Source organism: Pseudomonas sp. zfem005, assembly GCF_032621735.1.
GTDB lineage: Bacteria > Pseudomonadota > Gammaproteobacteria > Pseudomonadales > Pseudomonadaceae > Metapseudomonas > Metapseudomonas solani.
Window position 1 is genome coordinate 233,092 of sequence record NZ_JAVYJE010000004.1, and the last position, 15,414, is coordinate 248,505.

At 65.0% G+C, this 15,414-nt stretch carries 14 protein-coding genes; 8 read left to right on the forward strand and 6 right to left on the reverse strand.

Annotated features, from left to right (window positions below; genetic code table 11):
• Positions 1-17 precede the first annotated feature (17 nt).
• Positions 18-1,100 carry a hydroxymethylglutaryl-CoA synthase gene (locus tag RTW82_RS10660; protein ID WP_316925062.1) on the reverse strand — a complete coding sequence of 361 codons (1,083 nt, stop codon included), beginning with the start codon at positions 1,098-1,100 and terminating at the stop codon, positions 18-20.
• 522 nt (positions 1,101-1,622) lie between these two features.
• Between RTW82_RS10660 and RTW82_RS10665 the strand changes: the two genes are divergently transcribed.
• Positions 1,623-2,225, forward strand: coding sequence for a TetR/AcrR family transcriptional regulator (locus tag RTW82_RS10665; protein ID WP_031288662.1), 603 nt, complete (start codon positions 1,623-1,625; stop codon positions 2,223-2,225).
• Between the two features lie 41 nt (positions 2,226-2,266).
• On the opposite strand, the gene phlG is transcribed toward RTW82_RS10665, so the two are convergent.
• A complete protein-coding gene (phlG, locus tag RTW82_RS10670; protein ID WP_316925063.1) occupies positions 2,267-3,151 on the reverse strand; it encodes a 2,4-diacetylphloroglucinol hydrolase in 885 nt (294 codons plus the stop codon).
• Positions 3,152-3,308: 157 nt separating this feature from the next.
• Between phlG and RTW82_RS10675 the strand changes: the two genes are divergently transcribed.
• Positions 3,309-3,986, forward strand: coding sequence for a TetR/AcrR family transcriptional regulator (locus tag RTW82_RS10675; RefSeq protein ID WP_316925064.1), 678 nt, complete (start codon positions 3,309-3,311; stop codon positions 3,984-3,986).
• 146 nt (positions 3,987-4,132) lie between these two features.
• Here the strand turns inward: RTW82_RS10675 and RTW82_RS10680 are convergent, their stop codons facing one another.
• Positions 4,133-4,570, reverse strand: a complete 438-nt coding sequence (locus RTW82_RS10680) for a phosphotransferase system, HPr-related protein (RefSeq protein ID WP_316925065.1) — start codon at positions 4,568-4,570, stop codon at positions 4,133-4,135.
• 528 nt (positions 4,571-5,098) lie between these two features.
• Between RTW82_RS10680 and egtB the strand changes: the two genes are divergently transcribed.
• A complete protein-coding gene (gene egtB, locus RTW82_RS10685; protein WP_316925066.1) occupies positions 5,099-7,213 on the forward strand; it encodes an ergothioneine biosynthesis protein EgtB in 2,115 nt (704 codons plus the stop codon).
• 54 nt (positions 7,214-7,267) lie between these two features.
• On the opposite strand, the gene RTW82_RS10690 is transcribed toward egtB, so the two are convergent.
• Together RTW82_RS10690 and RTW82_RS10695 are read right to left on the reverse strand one after the other, a co-directional pair.
• Entirely contained in the window at positions 7,268-7,570 is a 303-nt protein-coding gene (locus RTW82_RS10690) for a hypothetical protein (protein WP_316925067.1), read from the reverse strand.
• 64 nt (positions 7,571-7,634) lie between these two features.
• On the reverse strand, positions 7,635-7,943 hold the full coding sequence (locus RTW82_RS10695; RefSeq protein WP_184490469.1) for a hypothetical protein: 309 nt from the start codon (positions 7,941-7,943) through the stop codon (positions 7,635-7,637).
• A 671-nt stretch (positions 7,944-8,614) separates the two neighbouring features.
• On the opposite strand from RTW82_RS10695, the gene RTW82_RS10700 reads away from it, so the two are divergent.
• Positions 8,615-8,890 carry a hypothetical protein gene (locus tag RTW82_RS10700; RefSeq protein WP_316925068.1) on the forward strand — a complete coding sequence of 92 codons (276 nt, stop codon included), beginning with the start codon at positions 8,615-8,617 and terminating at the stop codon, positions 8,888-8,890.
• 130 nt (positions 8,891-9,020) lie between these two features.
• Positions 9,021-9,248 (forward strand): DUF2188 domain-containing protein, encoded by a 228-nt coding sequence (locus RTW82_RS10705; RefSeq protein WP_021221853.1) that lies wholly within the window; start codon positions 9,021-9,023, stop codon positions 9,246-9,248.
• Between the two features lie 8 nt (positions 9,249-9,256).
• On the opposite strand, the gene RTW82_RS10710 is transcribed toward RTW82_RS10705, so the two are convergent.
• Positions 9,257-9,484, reverse strand: coding sequence for a hypothetical protein (locus tag RTW82_RS10710; RefSeq protein WP_263402597.1), 228 nt, complete (start codon positions 9,482-9,484; stop codon positions 9,257-9,259).
• Between the two features lie 215 nt (positions 9,485-9,699).
• On the opposite strand from RTW82_RS10710, the gene RTW82_RS10715 reads away from it, so the two are divergent.
• From RTW82_RS10715 to RTW82_RS10725, 3 genes are read left to right on the forward strand one after another with little or no spacing between them, the layout of a single operon-like run.
• Positions 9,700-10,851 (forward strand): efflux RND transporter periplasmic adaptor subunit, encoded by a 1,152-nt coding sequence (locus RTW82_RS10715; protein WP_316925240.1) that lies wholly within the window; start codon positions 9,700-9,702, stop codon positions 10,849-10,851.
• Positions 10,844-11,941 (forward strand): efflux RND transporter periplasmic adaptor subunit, encoded by a 1,098-nt coding sequence (locus RTW82_RS10720; protein WP_316925069.1) that lies wholly within the window; start codon positions 10,844-10,846, stop codon positions 11,939-11,941. The genes RTW82_RS10715 and RTW82_RS10720 overlap by 8 nt, the downstream gene beginning before the upstream one ends.
• Positions 11,938-15,024: an efflux RND transporter permease subunit gene (locus RTW82_RS10725; protein WP_316925070.1), complete on the forward strand. Its 3,087-nt coding sequence runs from the start codon at positions 11,938-11,940 to the stop codon at positions 15,022-15,024. The genes RTW82_RS10720 and RTW82_RS10725 overlap by 4 nt, the downstream gene beginning before the upstream one ends.
• The last annotated feature ends 390 nt before the right edge of the window (positions 15,025-15,414 follow it).

Genomic DNA, 15,414 nt, shown 5'->3' on the forward strand with positions numbered 1-15,414 from the left:
TGCAGGTACGGGCTGTTCTAGAGGTAGGCGGTCAGGGCGTAGTCGGCGCGCAAATACTTGAATTCGTATTTGATCGACGTGCCGTAATCCACGTACACCTTGTTCTCCAGCACCTTGCGCAGCGGCTTGGCACGCTGCTGGTAGGCGAGGATCGCGTCGGTGACCGTCAGCGCGATGGCATCGCTGCCGGCGCCGAACCCGTACGACGAGAGGAGGATCTTCTGCCCCGGCCGTGCCTGGTCGAGCACGTTGATCAGCCCCAGCAGCGGGCTGGCCGAACCGGTGTCGCCGACGCTGCCGGCGTAGATGCCGGGCTCGATCTGGCGCGGCTCGAAGCCGAGGTGGCGGCCCAGCGAGCGGGGGGTGGAGACGAGGTTCTGCTGGAACACCGCGTAGTCGTAGTCATGGCTGGAGGTGCCGAGCTTCCTGAGCAGGCCGTGCACGGCGCGGGCGGTCTGCTCTTCCAGGCCGATGCTGTTCTTGTCGGAGCCCAGCCCCATGCCGGAGCGGATGTAGCGTTCGCCCTGGGGGCGGATGTTGTCGGCGACGTCGGCGGCGCAGGAGACGATGCCGTCGAACTCGGCGATCAGGTTGTCGCGGCCCAGCAGCAGCGCGGCGGCACCGGCGCCGGCATAGGCTTCGGTGAGGTCGCCCGGGGCGGTGTTGCGGTTGATGGTGTCGGCGCCGACGGCCAGGGCGTTGCGGGCCATGCCCGAGGCGACCAGCGCGTGGCCGATCTGCAGCGCCGAGGTGCCGGACTTGCCGGCGAACTGGACGTCGGCGCAGAACGCGTCGTAGCCACTGCCGAGCATTTCCAGAATCACCGCCGCCGAGGCGCGGGATTCATAGGGGTTGGTGCAGGTGCCCAGGTAAAGGGCTTCGAGTTCGGCGATGCCGCCCCGCTCCAGCGCCTGCTGTGCCGCCTGGGCGCCCAGGGTGATGACATCCTCGTCCGGCTGCAGCACCGCACGCTCGGTTATTCCTAACTGCTCCTTGACCAATCTCAGGTCGGCATTGCGCCACACACTAAGCACGTCCTCGACTTTCAGGCGGCACACTGGCAACCCGTAGCCGTAGCTGACTATTCCTGTCTTTTGCACGGTCTATATCCTCTTGAGCACATTTTCATTGAGACGAGCCATCCCTTGCCGTCCGGGATAGGCAGCACGCAAATCACCTCGAAAAGAAAGTCTTGCTTGTTGTTGTTCTGATAGTCGGGAGCGAGAACTCCATTCGCTCGCCGCACGCGTCCACGGCGTCCGCTTTCACCCGGGCACCGATGTACATCACGCGAAGTCTCGCGCTTGCGCGCGCTGTTTTCAGCGCGGCTGAGGCTTTGAAGGCACTGCGCGGGTATCTACTGGTCTTTCTTACCCTCTCAACAAGATACGAAACGTACCGTATCTATTTTAGGAAACAATTTTGCTTCAGTTACCTATGAGATTGGGAAACCGGTAGCCTAGGGTCTATCTGCCTGTGATATGTGACCGCCGACCTGGTCCCCTCATCTCAAGAGGGATTCTGTTACAGAATAACTACTCGAAACGGTCCGTATCGTTTCGTAAAAACGAGCCTATACCTTAGAATCCGTTTGTCAACACATTTTCTATGGGGACTTTGCCTTGACTCGAACCCGCTCCAGGAGCTCCATCGGCTCGCTGCGCAGCCCGCATGCGCACAAAGCCATCCTCAAATCGACGACGGAAATACTGATGGAAAGCGGCTATGCCGGACTGAGCATCGAGTCCGTTGCTCGACGCGCCAGCGCCAGTAAGCCGACGATCTATCGCTGGTGGCGGAACAAGGCCGCGCTGATTGCGGAGGTCTACGAGAAGGAAAGCGAGCAGGTCAGGGTCTTTCCGGAATTGGGCTCATTCCGCGAAGATCTCTCCTTTCTGCTGCACAATCTCTGGAATATCTGGCGGGAAACCATTTGCGGCCTGGCCTTCCGCAGCGTCATCGCCGAAGCCCAGCTGGACCCGGAGACACTCGAAGAGCTCAAGGACCAGTTCATGGAGCGGCGCCGGGAAGTGCCCAAGCGCCTGGTGGAAAATGCGGTGAATCGCGGCGAGCTGCCGAAGGACATCAACCAGGACCTGCTGCTCGATATGATCTTCGGCTTCTGCTGGTACCGGTTGCTCACCGATCAGTTACGCGCCGAACAGGACATCGACGATTTCATCAACTTGCTGATCAACGGCGTCTGCGCCTCCCCCACCGCTTGAGGCCAGAACGAGACCCGCAGGGATCGCGGGTCGCTCAAACGTCAGGCCGGGTGGCCTGAAAACTCGCGGTAGAGTTCCGGCAGGAAGCTCGCCAGATGGTTGAACTCGCACAGGTCATGCACCGCGAACTCGAACGCCAGCTCCTCCAGCCCGGCGGCATCCAGTCCCAGCCCCGCCAGCAGCTGTTCCGCGCGTTCGGCCCCGGGGAACCGCGCCATCGACGGATGCGCACCGACCCAGTAACGGCTGGTCAGCCACATCCCCTCCTCCGTCTCCTTGAACAGATGGACCATCAGCGACACCGGCACATCCGGCTCCTGGGCCAGGCTCATCAATGCGCTGACGCTGCCATCGATCTTCGCCTCGCGGTACAACGCCGGGTCCAGGCCCAGCTCCGCCGGGTCGTGGAAGTCGATCTTCAGGTCCATCAGCCGCGAGCCGACGTATTCCGTGGCGCAGAAGCTGTTGCCATACAGCCGGTGCTTGAAGCAGCGGTCGGTGTCACAGAGCTTATGGGCGTTCAGGCAGGGGTTCTTCACATGGGCATAAGGGAACCAGAGCATGTAGCGCTCGGCTTCCAGCGGATGCCAGAGGAACCACCACTCGAACATCTGCGCCGTGCAGCCCGGAAAGAACTTGCGGCTCTGGACATAGGCCATCGGCCCGTCCAGCAGGGCGTACCCGGCCTCTGCGCTGGCATAGTCCGGGTCGAGCAGCCGGTTGATGTCGTCCACCGAGGGGGTCAGCGTCTGCTCCAGGGGCAACGGCCCCTGCTGCAGCAGGCGCGTGGCGGACAGCGGGACGCGCATATCGCCACTGAAGAAGCGCGCATAGGGCTTGCCGCGGATCGCCTCGCGATTGCGCAGGAACTGCTTCTGCATGGGCAAGGAAAAATAACTGAATGGCACCATCACACGTGTTTGCATTGAAGTTAACCTGCATCGTTGGGTTCGATGAGGACCAGGTGCGGGTGGATCACATATCTCACCGCCCAGGCAAGGCGATGTCGGCCCCAGAGACGCTAGGACAGGCCAAAAGCAAAGTCAAATTTGAATTTAAACTAAGACAAGAAGAGTCGGCTCCATGACAACTACCGAGCAGCAGGCCCCAAGCCGCGCGCCTCGCCAGGATGGCCAGGCCACGCGCCAGCAGATTCTCGAGATCGCCGGCCAGGTTTTCGCTGAGCGCGGCTTCGCCAATGCCACCAGCAAGGAGATCTGCGCCCGTTCGCAGGCCAACGTGGCGGCGGTGAACTATCACTTCGAGGGCAAGGACGGCCTTTACACCGCCGTGCTGCTGGAAGCCCACCAGCGCATCATGACCCTGGAGACCCTGGAAGCACTGACCGCCAGCGAACTCTCCGGCGAGGACAAGCTGCGCCGGCTGATCACCGAGCTGCTGGCCAGCCTCGGCAGCCCACGCCTGGCCTGGCCGGCCAAGGTGCTGGCGCGGGAGTTGCTCTCGCCCTCCCCGCTGCTGCCGGCCGTCCTGAAGAAAGAGTCGTTCCCCAAGGCCCGCGCCACCCGCCGCATCATCGGCGAGCTGCTGAGCCTTCCCGAGGACGACCCGGCCGTACTGCGCAGCGCGTTGAATATCTTCTCGCCGTGCCTGTTCCTGCTGATCGCCCACGACAGCCTCAGCACCACCGTGCTCCCCGGCCTCGACACGGAGCCGCAGCCGCTGCTGGAGCACATGCTGGTGTACGCCCTGGGCGGGCTCGCGGCGATCGGCGAGCACCACCGCAAGGCTGCAACCCCGTAGCCCGAGCTTTAGCCCGGGGGCTTGGCTAGGAGCGTTCCCGGGCTGAAGCCCAGGCTACGTCCTGTTGTCGACACCGCATGGGTTTCGCGTTGCTCGCGGAACGCCGCCCGACCCATCCTACGCAAGGCTTCCCCGGAGTCTGCGGGCTACTCCGCCTCGCCATCCCAGGGCTTGTCGTCCAGTGGCCGCGCACGGGCTTCCTCGGCCTCGTCCAGGCCATCACCGGCGCCGATGTCGGCACCACCCACCACCGACAGGTCCTTGTCCGCCGGCAGCACACCGCCTTGGCCACGACCGGTGCGGGTCTCGTTCTCATCGATCAGCGTCTCGGGGCTGAGGTCGTCGGCTGAAACACCGTCCTCGTGCAGGCTGCGCCCCAGGGTTTCGCCACCGCTCATGCCGGCTTCACGCACGCGACGGTCGGGGAACTCGCGCTCCACCTCTTCCTCGGGACGCAGGTCACCCACCCTGCCCTGGCGCTCGTCCTTGCGGTCACTGAAATCCAGTTGTTCCATCGAGCCCATGCGGTCCTCGATGTCATCGATCTCGCGGGGCGTATAGGGCTTGCGCTGGCTGCTGCTCATGGCGTCTCTCCTGCTTTAGCGTGTTCAGGGTGGACCGACCCATGGCCGCAAAGATTCAGGCTGATCGACGGCCTGTGCTCCAGGCGCAAGGCCCAGCTCCAGATAAACCTAGAATTCACATTAAGATTTTTATAGTCATATTTTTCATAGAGTTACGACTCATATCTAAAGTCACTAGAGAGGAAATTCGGTCTTTTCCACCCGCGTTTCGGCTATTCCAGGTCCCATTTCGTGCAGGTGCCGCTCGCGGCAGTGGAATTCTGGCGACAAGCGCGCCCCGCACACCGACAAAAAAAATAAATTACCTATTTATCAATCAGTTAAATTATTTTTCTCGACATGAAATCAAGATCAGGTCGACGCCCACATTCCCCCTGAGTGGGGCCGACGAAAACCACACGAACTTTCTTAGAACCCAAAGCATCAGACCCTATAACCCCGTTCGGGGCCCGCCGCCCTGCCCGTCGCCTGGGCATCGCCATCACGCGCATCCAACAGTCCTGCCAACAGCACTGAAGAGAGAGGCCGATGAACAGCACCGCATTGCTCGATCGCTACCTGCAAGTCCGTCAGCACAGCGAATCCCTGGTAGCACCCCTTAGCGACGAAGACATGGTCGTGCAGTCCATGCCCGACGCCAGCCCGGCCAAATGGCACCTGGCCCACACCACCTGGTTCTTCGAAACCTTCCTGCTGGCCCCGCGCCTGCCCGACTACACGGTCTTCGACCCCACCTTCGCCTACCTCTTCAACTCCTATTACGAAGCCCTGGGCCCGCGCCAGCCACGCCCGCAACGGGGCTTGCTGACCCGCCCACCGGTGGCCCGGCTGATGGCCTACCGGCGCTACATCGACGAGAACATGCATGTGTTGCTGCAGGGCGGCGTAACGGACGAGATCATCGCGCTGGTGGAACTGGGCCTGGCCCATGAGCAGCAGCACCAGGAACTGTTGCTCATGGATGTGCTGCACCTGTTCAGCCTCTCGCCCCTGCAGCCCGCCTACAGCCCCCGCTGGCGCGAGCCGGGCAGTGATCGGCCCGCGCGTTTCGTGGCCCTGGCTGGTGGGCTGGTGGAGATCGGCCACGACGGCCAGGGTTTCGCCTTCGACAACGAAGGGCCGCGTCACAAGGTGTTCCTGCAACCCTTCCAGATCGCCGACCGACTGGTGAGCAACGCCCAGTGGCTGGCCTTCATCGAGGCGGGCGGCTATTCCCGCGCCGACCTCTGGCTTTCGGAAGGCTGGGCGCGGGTGCAGGAAGAAGGCTGGGAAGCCCCGATGTACTGGCGACGCGGCGATGAGGGCTGGATGGAGATGGGCCTCGGCGGCCTGCATCCGCTGCAAGACGCCTCCCCCGTCACCCATATCAGCTACTACGAAGCCTGCGCCTACGCGGCCTGGGCCGATGCGCGCCTGCCCAGCGAGGCGGAATGGGAAGTCGCCGCCCGCGCCGGCCTGCTCGGCCAGGTGGAAGACTGCGCCTGGCAATGGACCGCCAGCGCCTATACGCCCTACCCCGGCTTCCACCCCTCCACCGGGGCCGTGGGCGAGTACAACGGCAAGTTCATGGTCAGCCAGATGGTCCTGCGGGGCGGCGCCAGCATCACCCCGGCCGGGCATGCGCGGCCCAGCTACCGCAATTTCTTCTACCCGGCGCAACGCTGGATGTTCTCCGGGCTGCGCCTGGCCCGCGACGCACGCACCGGTGAAGACGCCAGCGAACACGAAGGCTTTGCCGAAGACGTGCGCAGCGGGCTGGGTGCACCGACCAAGAGCCTGCCGCCGAAATACTTCTACGACGCCACGGGCTCCGAGCTGTTCGAAGCCATCTGCCGCACCCGCGAGTACTACCCCACGCGAATGGAGACGGCGCTGCTGCGCGAGATCGCCGAAGAGCTGTCGACGGTCATCCCCCGTGGCGCGGCGCTGGTGGAGTTCGGCAGCGGCGCCAGCCTGAAGACCCGCCTGCTGCTGGACGCGGCGCCGCAGATCGGCCTCTACCTGCCCATCGACATCAGCGAATCCGCTCTACGCAAGGCCACGACCATGCTCGAAGGCGCCTACCCCGAGCTGCGGGTGCTGCCCCAGGTCGGCGACTTCACCCACCTGCCGCACCTGCCGCCCGCGGTGGCCTCACGGGCGCGGGTGGCATTCTTCCCCGGCTCCACCCTGGGCAACTTCACACCGGCGGAGGCGCTGCGCTTCCTGCGTTCGGTGCGGCGCTTCCTCGGGCGCGAGGCGCGGTTGATTCTCGGCCTGGACATGCAGAAGGACGTCGCCACCCTGGAGGCCGCCTACGACGATGCCGATGGCATCACCGCGCAGTTCAACAAAAACCTGCTCACCCGCATCAACCGCGAGCTGGGCGGCGACTTCGACGTCGACGCCTTCACCCACCTGGCCCGTTGGAACCCGCAGGACAGCTGCATGGAGATGTTCCTGGTCAGCCATCAGGACCAGGAGGTGCGTGCGGCCGGCCGGCGCTTCCACTTCTCCGCCGGGGAACGCCTGCACACCGAGTGCTCCCACAAGTACAGCCTGGAAGGCATCGCCGAGATGGCAGCCGAATCCGGCTGGCACCTGGCCCGCCACTGGCTGAGCCCGGAGCCGCAGGTGGGGATATTCGTGCTGGAAGGGAGTTGATCCGCTAGGGGAACCTGAGGGAAGCCGGGGCGCGAACGGCCCCGGCGGCACGCGTCAGAGCGCCTGGCGGGCCTCAGCCTGCTGGGCACTGGCGAGCTTGATGATGCGCCGGCTGCTGCTGCCGGCCTGGAGCAGCACCATGTCTTCGAACACCTGCTTGCCGAGGCGCAGCACGGAGCCGAGGTCCTGGTAGTCCCCATGATTGAGGCCGGCCACGGTGAAGTGCTCGTGGGTCGCGGGGTTGTGCACCATCAGGTTGAAGGTGCCATCGGTGAGCGTCCTGCTCTCCACTTTGCAGCTGGGGATGGCACGTGCGAGCAACAGATCCAGTTCCTTGCCAGACAATGCAGCCTTCATCGATTCACTCCTTGTTACGCCTTATGCCGGCCTCGTGAATTCGGGCCGTGCCCTATGCCGTGGGTCAGAGCATGCGCACCGGGAATACCGATGTGCCGTCCGCCCCCTTTGGCGATGGCCGTTCGACCATCACCTCGAAAATCGCCTTGTCCAGGCTGGGGTCCAGGGGTTCCAGTTCGATCAATCGCGTGCGGTTCCAATTCTCCGGTGTCGCACCCTCGATGCTGATATGGCCGCAAAGCCCATCCAGCGCAGCCCAGCCATCGAACTGCGGCACGCCGAAGTCCAGGGTCACGGAGCGGTGGTCGAGCCGCACGGCACCCTCGGCGAGCGCGGGGGAATACAGGGTCAGATGTGCAAGCGAAGTGATCATCCTGTTACCTCCAGAAGCCTTGAAAACAGGCCTGGAAAAGGTCCGAAACACCCCAGGGGAGCACTAGCGGCTAGCGATAAACATGCCAGTAGAAGTTATTCCGCCGCTCTTGCAGATCAGCGGCCTTTTTCGCGATAAAAGTTGTACGTCTCGATATCGTGTTGATGGCAAACAACCCAAAAGACCGGTGAACCGGTGCACTTCAAGCAGGTATTACCTGTGCAACTTGCACGAGCAAAATGCACGATTCGGGCAACTTGCAATGCGTCTCGAGTGCGAGGGATTCAATGTGGTGCGTCGTGCACGACAGGGGTGCAGGGCGCGATCCTGCAATATCGGCCGATCACCGCCCTTTCGACCCAATACGGCGCCTGCGGGGATGTACGCCAGGTTCATACAGCACTTGGAAGAGCCACCCCTAACAACTCCAAAGACATATCGGCAACTGTTGCTCACCAGCAGAAACAACCTGATATCAACGCGGCATCTCGATGATATTAAAAACATTCCAACAGACGAACGGGCCCGTCCGCCCCCCTATTCAAGCTGAACTCACACGGCCTCCCGGCCTTCTCAATTACTACTCACGTGTATACCAACTTGAGGCCCGGTCGCTGCGGCATGCGTCGGGCTTATTTTTTGGATGGATCAACTTGTACTTGGATGTAGCCATGGCGTTTCAACCTTCCGGCGAAGAGTTGCAGAAGAGGCTGGATGCACGGCTGGACAGCCATATGTGCGTGGTGAAGTTTCGCGACGATGAGGTGGTGCTCTCCCTCCGTGACCTGCGCAGCGGGCAACTGACCGTCATCTCCGGCCTGTTCCCCCGGCACTGGGCGAGCCGCGAGCAGTTCGACACGCTCTGCGGGCCGCTGATCGATGAACTGGAGCGGATGCTGGAAAACGCCACGGACGCCAATGACGAAGAGCGGCTCGAAGGCTTCTGAGCCAGCCCGGCATCGCCATGCACAAAGATCGGAACCTGTGCGGCGTAGCCCTGCTCTATAGGTGCTTGGGAGGCGCCTGCGTGCGCGAACGGCGATAAGACCGTCGATTTGGAATGAACTGGAGATCTACATGGGCTGTTATCACATTTCCCCGACGGACAAGGGGTGGGAATTGCGCAAGGAAGGTGCAACGCGCCCGTCGAAGACCGCCAGCGAACGATCCGAGCTGCTCGATTGCATCGGCAACTTCATGCAGAACCGTGCGGGGACGGTAAAGGTGCACAGCGAAGACGGCAGCGTCGAACAGGAACTGCGCTACCCGCCCGCCCGCCGCTTTCACGACCAGGCGAGCGGCTAGCGCCTCGGTCAGGACCGCGAGATACCGGTCAGGGTGATGCCGTAGCGCTTGAGCAACTGCATCGCCGGCTCGCTGCTGGGGTCCTCGCTCTCCGCGAACTCACCGGCCTGCAGATTCGCGCGGGCCCACTCCAGCAGCTCGCGGTTGGCATCTTCCATGTCGGGCTTGCTCGTCGCCTTGCTGTCCAGCGTCGCGGTGTTGTTGTCCTTGCTGTAGGTGATGGTCCAGTGCGCCATGACGATGACCTCCGTTGGCGGGTATACCTGAGCTGACTGGCGCAAGCGCCCGCGAGTTCATTGCAATCCCCCGCTCCCGACTTGAACTTTCCTCCTGCCGCTTCCCTCGAAATGCCATCGACGCCGCCGCTTCGCTGCACGCTCGGCGCCATTCACGTCGCTTTCGCAACAGGAGGCTTGGTCCAGGGATGATCCCGCCGCATACCCCGTCACCGATGAATACCCGCATGGCCCCCGGCCTTCTGCTGGCCGCCGTGCTGCTTGCCGGCTGCCAGGAACACGAGGCACCCAAGCCGGTGCAGCGCGTGCTGGTGCAGAGCATCGAAGCCGCCGACTTCAGCGCCGAGGTTCGCCTCACCGGCGACATCCAGGCCCGCGTCGAAGCGCAACAGGCCTTCCGTGTCGGCGGCAAGATCATCGAGCGCCTGGCGGACGTGGGCGATCAGGTCAAGGCCCAGCAAGTGCTGGCGCGCCTCGACCCGCAGGAGCAGCGCAGCAACCTCGACACCGCCAATGCCGCCGTGGAAGCCCAGCGCGCCCAGCTCAAGGAGGCCGAACTGAACTTCGAGCGGCAACGCAAGCTGCTGCCCAAGGGCTACACCAGCCAAAGCGAATTCGACCAGGCCCAGGCGCAACTACGCGCCACCCGCAGCGCCCTGGAAGCGGCCGAAGCCCAGGCCGCCAACGCCCGCGACATGCTGGCCTACACCGAGCTCAAGGCGTCCGCCGATGGGGTGATCACCACCCGCCACGCGGAAGTCGGCCAGGTGGTGCAGGCCACGGTGCCGATCTTCACCCTGGCCCGTGAAGGCGAGCGCGATGCGGTGTTCAACGTCTACGAATCACTGTTCGACCAGCAGTTGGAAAGCCAGGACGTGGTCGTCGCCCTCCTCGGCCAGCCGGACATCAGCGCCAAGGGCCAGGTGCGCGAAATCACCCCCACCATCGACCCGCAGAGCGGCACCCTCAAGGTCAAGGTGGCGCTGGAGCAGGTGCCGCCGCAGATGAACCTCGGCGCCGTGGTTACCACGCTGCTCAGGCCCCGCAGCGGCGACGGTGTGGTGCTGCCCTGGTCGGCGCTGTCCAAGTCCGGGCGCCAGCCGGCGGTATGGCTGGTGGATGCGCAGCAGCGGGTATCGCTGCACAAGGTCGGCGCGGTGCGCTACGCCAGCGGCAAGGTGCTGGTGGGCAAGGGCCTGGAGGCGGGCCAGAAGGTGGTGATCGCCGGTGGCCAGCTGCTGCACCCCGGCCAGCGCGTGGAAATCGCCCGGGCCGAACAGGCGGCAGAGCCCGACAAGGCCGCCGCCGTGCGTGAGGACCAGGCCGCGCCGCAGCCCCAGGTCGAAGGGAGCGTGCCCCATGAATGACGCTACCCGCCGCGCCTGCCTGCTGCCCCTGGCCGCCCTGCTCCTCGCCGGCTGTGGCGAGAAGGAACAGCCACCACCCCCGCCCCGCCCGGTGCTCAGCCTGGTGGTGCAGAGCCAGCACCAGCAGAGCGTCGGCCACTTCGCCGGCACCATCCAGGCACGCTACGAAACCACCCTGGGCTTCCGCACCAACGGGCGTATCGCCTCCCGCGCGGTGGATGTCGGCGACAAGGTGGCCGAGGGCGCCCTGCTCGCCACCCTCGACCCCACCGACCAGCAGAACCGCCTGCGTGCCAGCGAGGGCGATCGCGCCAGCGCCGAAGCGCAGTGGATAGACGCCCAGGCCGACGCCCGCCGCCAGGAAGAGCTGTTCGCCCGGGGCGTTGGCGCCAAGGCCAACCTCGACGCGGCCCGCACCCGCCTGAAGACCACCCGCGCCAGCCTCGACCAGGCCCGCGCCGCAGAGCAACAGGCCAGCGACCAGCTCGCCTACACCCGCCTGACCACCGACTTCGACGGCGTGGTCACCGCCTGGCGCGCCGAGGCCGGCCAGGTGGTCGCCGCCGGCCAGGAGGTGGTGACCCTGGCTCGCCCGGAAGTGCGCGAAGCGGTGTTCGACCTGCCGGACGACCTCGCCGGGGCCATCCCCGAAGACGCCCGCTTCACCGTGGTCGCCCAGTTACAGGGTGAGGCCAGCACCACCGGCCACATCCGCGAAATGGCGCCCCAGGCCGACGCCGCCACCCGGACCCGCCGGGTGCGCCTGAGCCTGGAGCAGACCCCGGAAAGCTTCCGCCTCGGCACCACGGTGCGGGTGGAGCTGAGCAGCCCCGTGGCACCCCGCGTCAGCTTGCCCGCCAGCGTGCTGGTGCGCGCCGAGCCCGGCGCCCCGGAGGATCGCGGGCAGGTCTGGGTGGTGGACAAGAAAGCCGCCGTGGTGCGCCGCCGCGAGGTGCAAGTGCTGCGCCGCGAAGGCGATCGCGTGCTGATAGGCAAGGGCCTCGCCGACGGCGAGCGGGTGGTCAGCGCCGGGGTCAACAGCCTCAAGGAAGGCCAAGCGGTGAAACTGGATGAAGGGGATCGGCCATGAGTGATGCCAAGGGCGGCTTCAACCTCTCGGAATGGGCGCTGCGGCACCAGTCCTTCGCCTGGTACCTGATGGCCGTGGCGCTGGTGATGGGGGTGTTTTCCTACTTCGAGCTGGGCCGCGAGGAAGACCCGGCCTTCACCATCAAGACCATGGTCATCCAGACCCGCTGGCCCGGCGCCACGGTCAACGACACCCTGGAACAGGTCACCGACCGCATCGAGAAGAAGCTGGAAGAGCTGGACAGCCTCGACTACGTGAAGAGCTACACACGCCCGGGTGAATCCACCGTCTTCGTCTACCTCAAGGACACCACCGACGGCACCGAGATCCCCGGCATCTGGTACCAGGTGCGCAAGAAGATCGACGACATCCGTGGCGAATTCCCCCAGGGCCTGCAAGGCCCGGCGTTCAACGACGAGTTCGGCGACGTCTATGGCAGCCTCTACGCCTTCACCGGCGACGGCCTCAGCTACCGCCAGCTGCGCGACTACGTCGAGCGCGTGCGCCTGGACATCCGCAGCGTCAAGGACCTGGGCAAGGTGCAGCTGATCGGCGAGCAGGACGAGGTGTTCTACCTCAACTTCTCCACCCGCAAGCTGGCCGCCCTGGGCCTCGACCAGCGCCAGGTGATGCAGAGCCTGCAGGCACAGAACAGCGTCACGCCCTCGGGGGTGATCGAGGCCGGCGCCGAGCGCATCTCGGTGCGCACCTCCGGCGAATTCCGCTCCCAGGCGGACCTGGAGGCGGTGAACCTGCGCATCAACGACCGCTTCTACCGCCTCGCCGACCTGGCCAGCATCCAGCGCAGCTACCAGGACCCGCCCACCTCGCTGTTCCGCTTCAACGGCGAGCCGGCCATCGGCCTGGCCGTGGCCATGCGCGACGGCGGCAATATCCAGACCTTCGGCGCGGCGCTGCATGCGCGCATGCAGGAAGTGACCAACGAGCTGCCCATCGGCGTTGGCGTGCACCAGGTGTCGAACCAGGCCGAGGTGGTGGAGAAAGCCATCGGCGGCTTCACCAGCGCGCTGTTCGAGGCGGTGATCATCGTCCTGGTGGTGAGCTTCATCAGCCTCGGCGTGCGCGCCGGCCTGGTAGTAGCCTGCTCGATTCCCCTGGTGCTGGCCCTGGTCTTCGTGTTCATGGAGTACAGCGGTATCACCATGCAGCGCATCTCCCTCGGCGCACTGATCATCGCCCTCGGCCTGCTGGTGGACGACGCCATGATCACAGTCGAGATGATGGTCACCCGCCTGGAACTGGGCGACTCGCGGCACGACGCCGCCACCTACGCCTACACCTCCACCGCCTTCCCGATGCTCACCGGCACCCTGGTGACGGTGGCCGGCTTCGTGCCCATCGGCCTCAACGCCAGCTCGGCGGGGGAATACACCTTCACCCTGTTCGCGGTGATCGCCGTCGCCCTGCTGCTGTCGTGGGTGGTCGCAGTGCTCTTCGCCCCGGTGATCGCCGTGCACGTACTGCCCGCCACGCTCAAGCACAAGGAAGAGAAGAAGGGCCGTATGACCCGTTTCATGGACCGCGGCCTGCGCCTGGCCATGGGGCACCGCTGGGCGACCATCCTGCTCACCGTGGCGCTGTTCGGCGGCTCGCTGTTCCTCATGCAGTTCGTCCAGCAGCAGTTCTTCCCCTCCTCCGACCGCCCCGAGCTGCTGGTGGACCTGAACCTGCCGCAGAACAGCAGCATCGCCGAGACCCGCGCGGTGATGGACCGCTTCGAGGCCAAGCTCAAGGGCGATGACGACATCCAGCGCTGGAGCTCCTACATCGGCGAAGGCGCGGTGCGTTTCTACCTGCCCCTCGACCAGCAACTGCAGAACCCCTACTACGGCCAGCTGGTGATAGTCGCCAAGGACATGGACGCCCGGCAGCGCCTCTCCGCCCGCCTCAAGCAGCGCCTGCGCGACGAGTTCGTCGGCATCAGCGGCTACGTGCAGCCCCTGGAGATGGGCCCGCCGGTGGGCCGGCCGATCCAGTACCGGGTCAGCGGCCCGGACATCGACAAGGTGCGCGACTACGCCATGGCGCTGGCCGCGCGGCTGGATGCCAACCCCAACGTCGGCGAGATGATCTACGACTGGAACGAGCCCGGGCGCGTGCTGAAGATCGACATCGCCCAGGACAAGGCGCGCCAGCTGGGCCTCTCCTCCGAGGATGTGGCGCAGATGATGAACGGCGTGGTTACCGGCGCCACCATCACCCAGGTGCGCGACAGCATCTACCTGGTCAACCTGGTGGGCCGCTCCGCCGAGGGTGAACGCAACTCGCCGGAGACCCTGGAAAACCTGCAGATCGTCACCCCCAACGGCACCTCCATCCCGCTCAAGGCCTTCGCCACCGTGGGCTACGAACTGGAGCAGCCGCTGGTGTGGCGCCGCGACCGCAAGCCCACCATCACCCTCAAGGCCAGCGTCCACGGCGAGATCCAGCCCACCGACCTGATGGCCAGGCTCAAGCCCGAGGTGGACGACTTCGCCGCCAAGCTGCCCGCCTCCTATCGCATCACCCCCGGCGGCACGGTGGAGGAAAGCGGCAAGGCCCAGGGCCCCATCGGCCAGGTGGTGCCGCTGATGCTGTTCCTCATGGCCACCTTCCTGATGATCCAGCTGCAGAGCGTGCAGAAGATGTTCCTGGTGGCCAGCGTGGCACCCCTGGGGCTGATCGGCGTGGTGCTCGCGCTGCTGCCCACCGGCACGCCGCTGGGCTTCGTGGCCATCCTCGGGGTACTGGCGCTGATCGGCATCATCATCCGCAACTCGGTGATCCTGGTGACCCAGATCGACGAGTTCGAGCGCGAGGGCGCCAACCCCTGGGACGCGGTGATCGAAGCCACCCATCACCGCACCCGGCCCATCCTCCTCACCGCCGCTGCCGCCAGCCTGGGCATGCTGCCCATCGCCCGCGAAGTGTTCTGGGGCCCCATGGCCTTCGCCATGATCGGCGGCATCATCATCGCCACCCTGCTCACCCTGTTCTTCCTCCCCGCCCTCTACGTCGCCTGGTACCGCATCCACGAACCGGACGACGACACGCCCCCGGCCCAAAACCCGCAGGAGGCGTAGGGGCGACTTCAGTCGCCAAGCGGTGCACAGCACCGCCGTGGACCACGCTCCATCGGTCCACCATTCGGTGCCATGCCGGGTACCCCTGGTGGATGAAAAAAGCGTCATCCACCCTACAGGCGTGCAYCCGCAAGSTCCGAGACAGGGAAGGTTGTAGGGGCGACTTCAGTCGCCCAGCGGYGCGCAGCACCGCCGTAGGGTGGACCACGCTCCATCGGTCCACCAATCGGTGCCATGCCAGGCACCCCTGGTGGATGAAAAAAGCGCCATCCACCCTACAGGCGTGCAACCACATGGTCCGAGACAGGGAAGGTTGTAGGGGCGACTTCAGTCGTAGGGTGGGCTTCAGCCCACCAGCACCACACAAGCGCTTCGCGAGCAGAGCTCGCT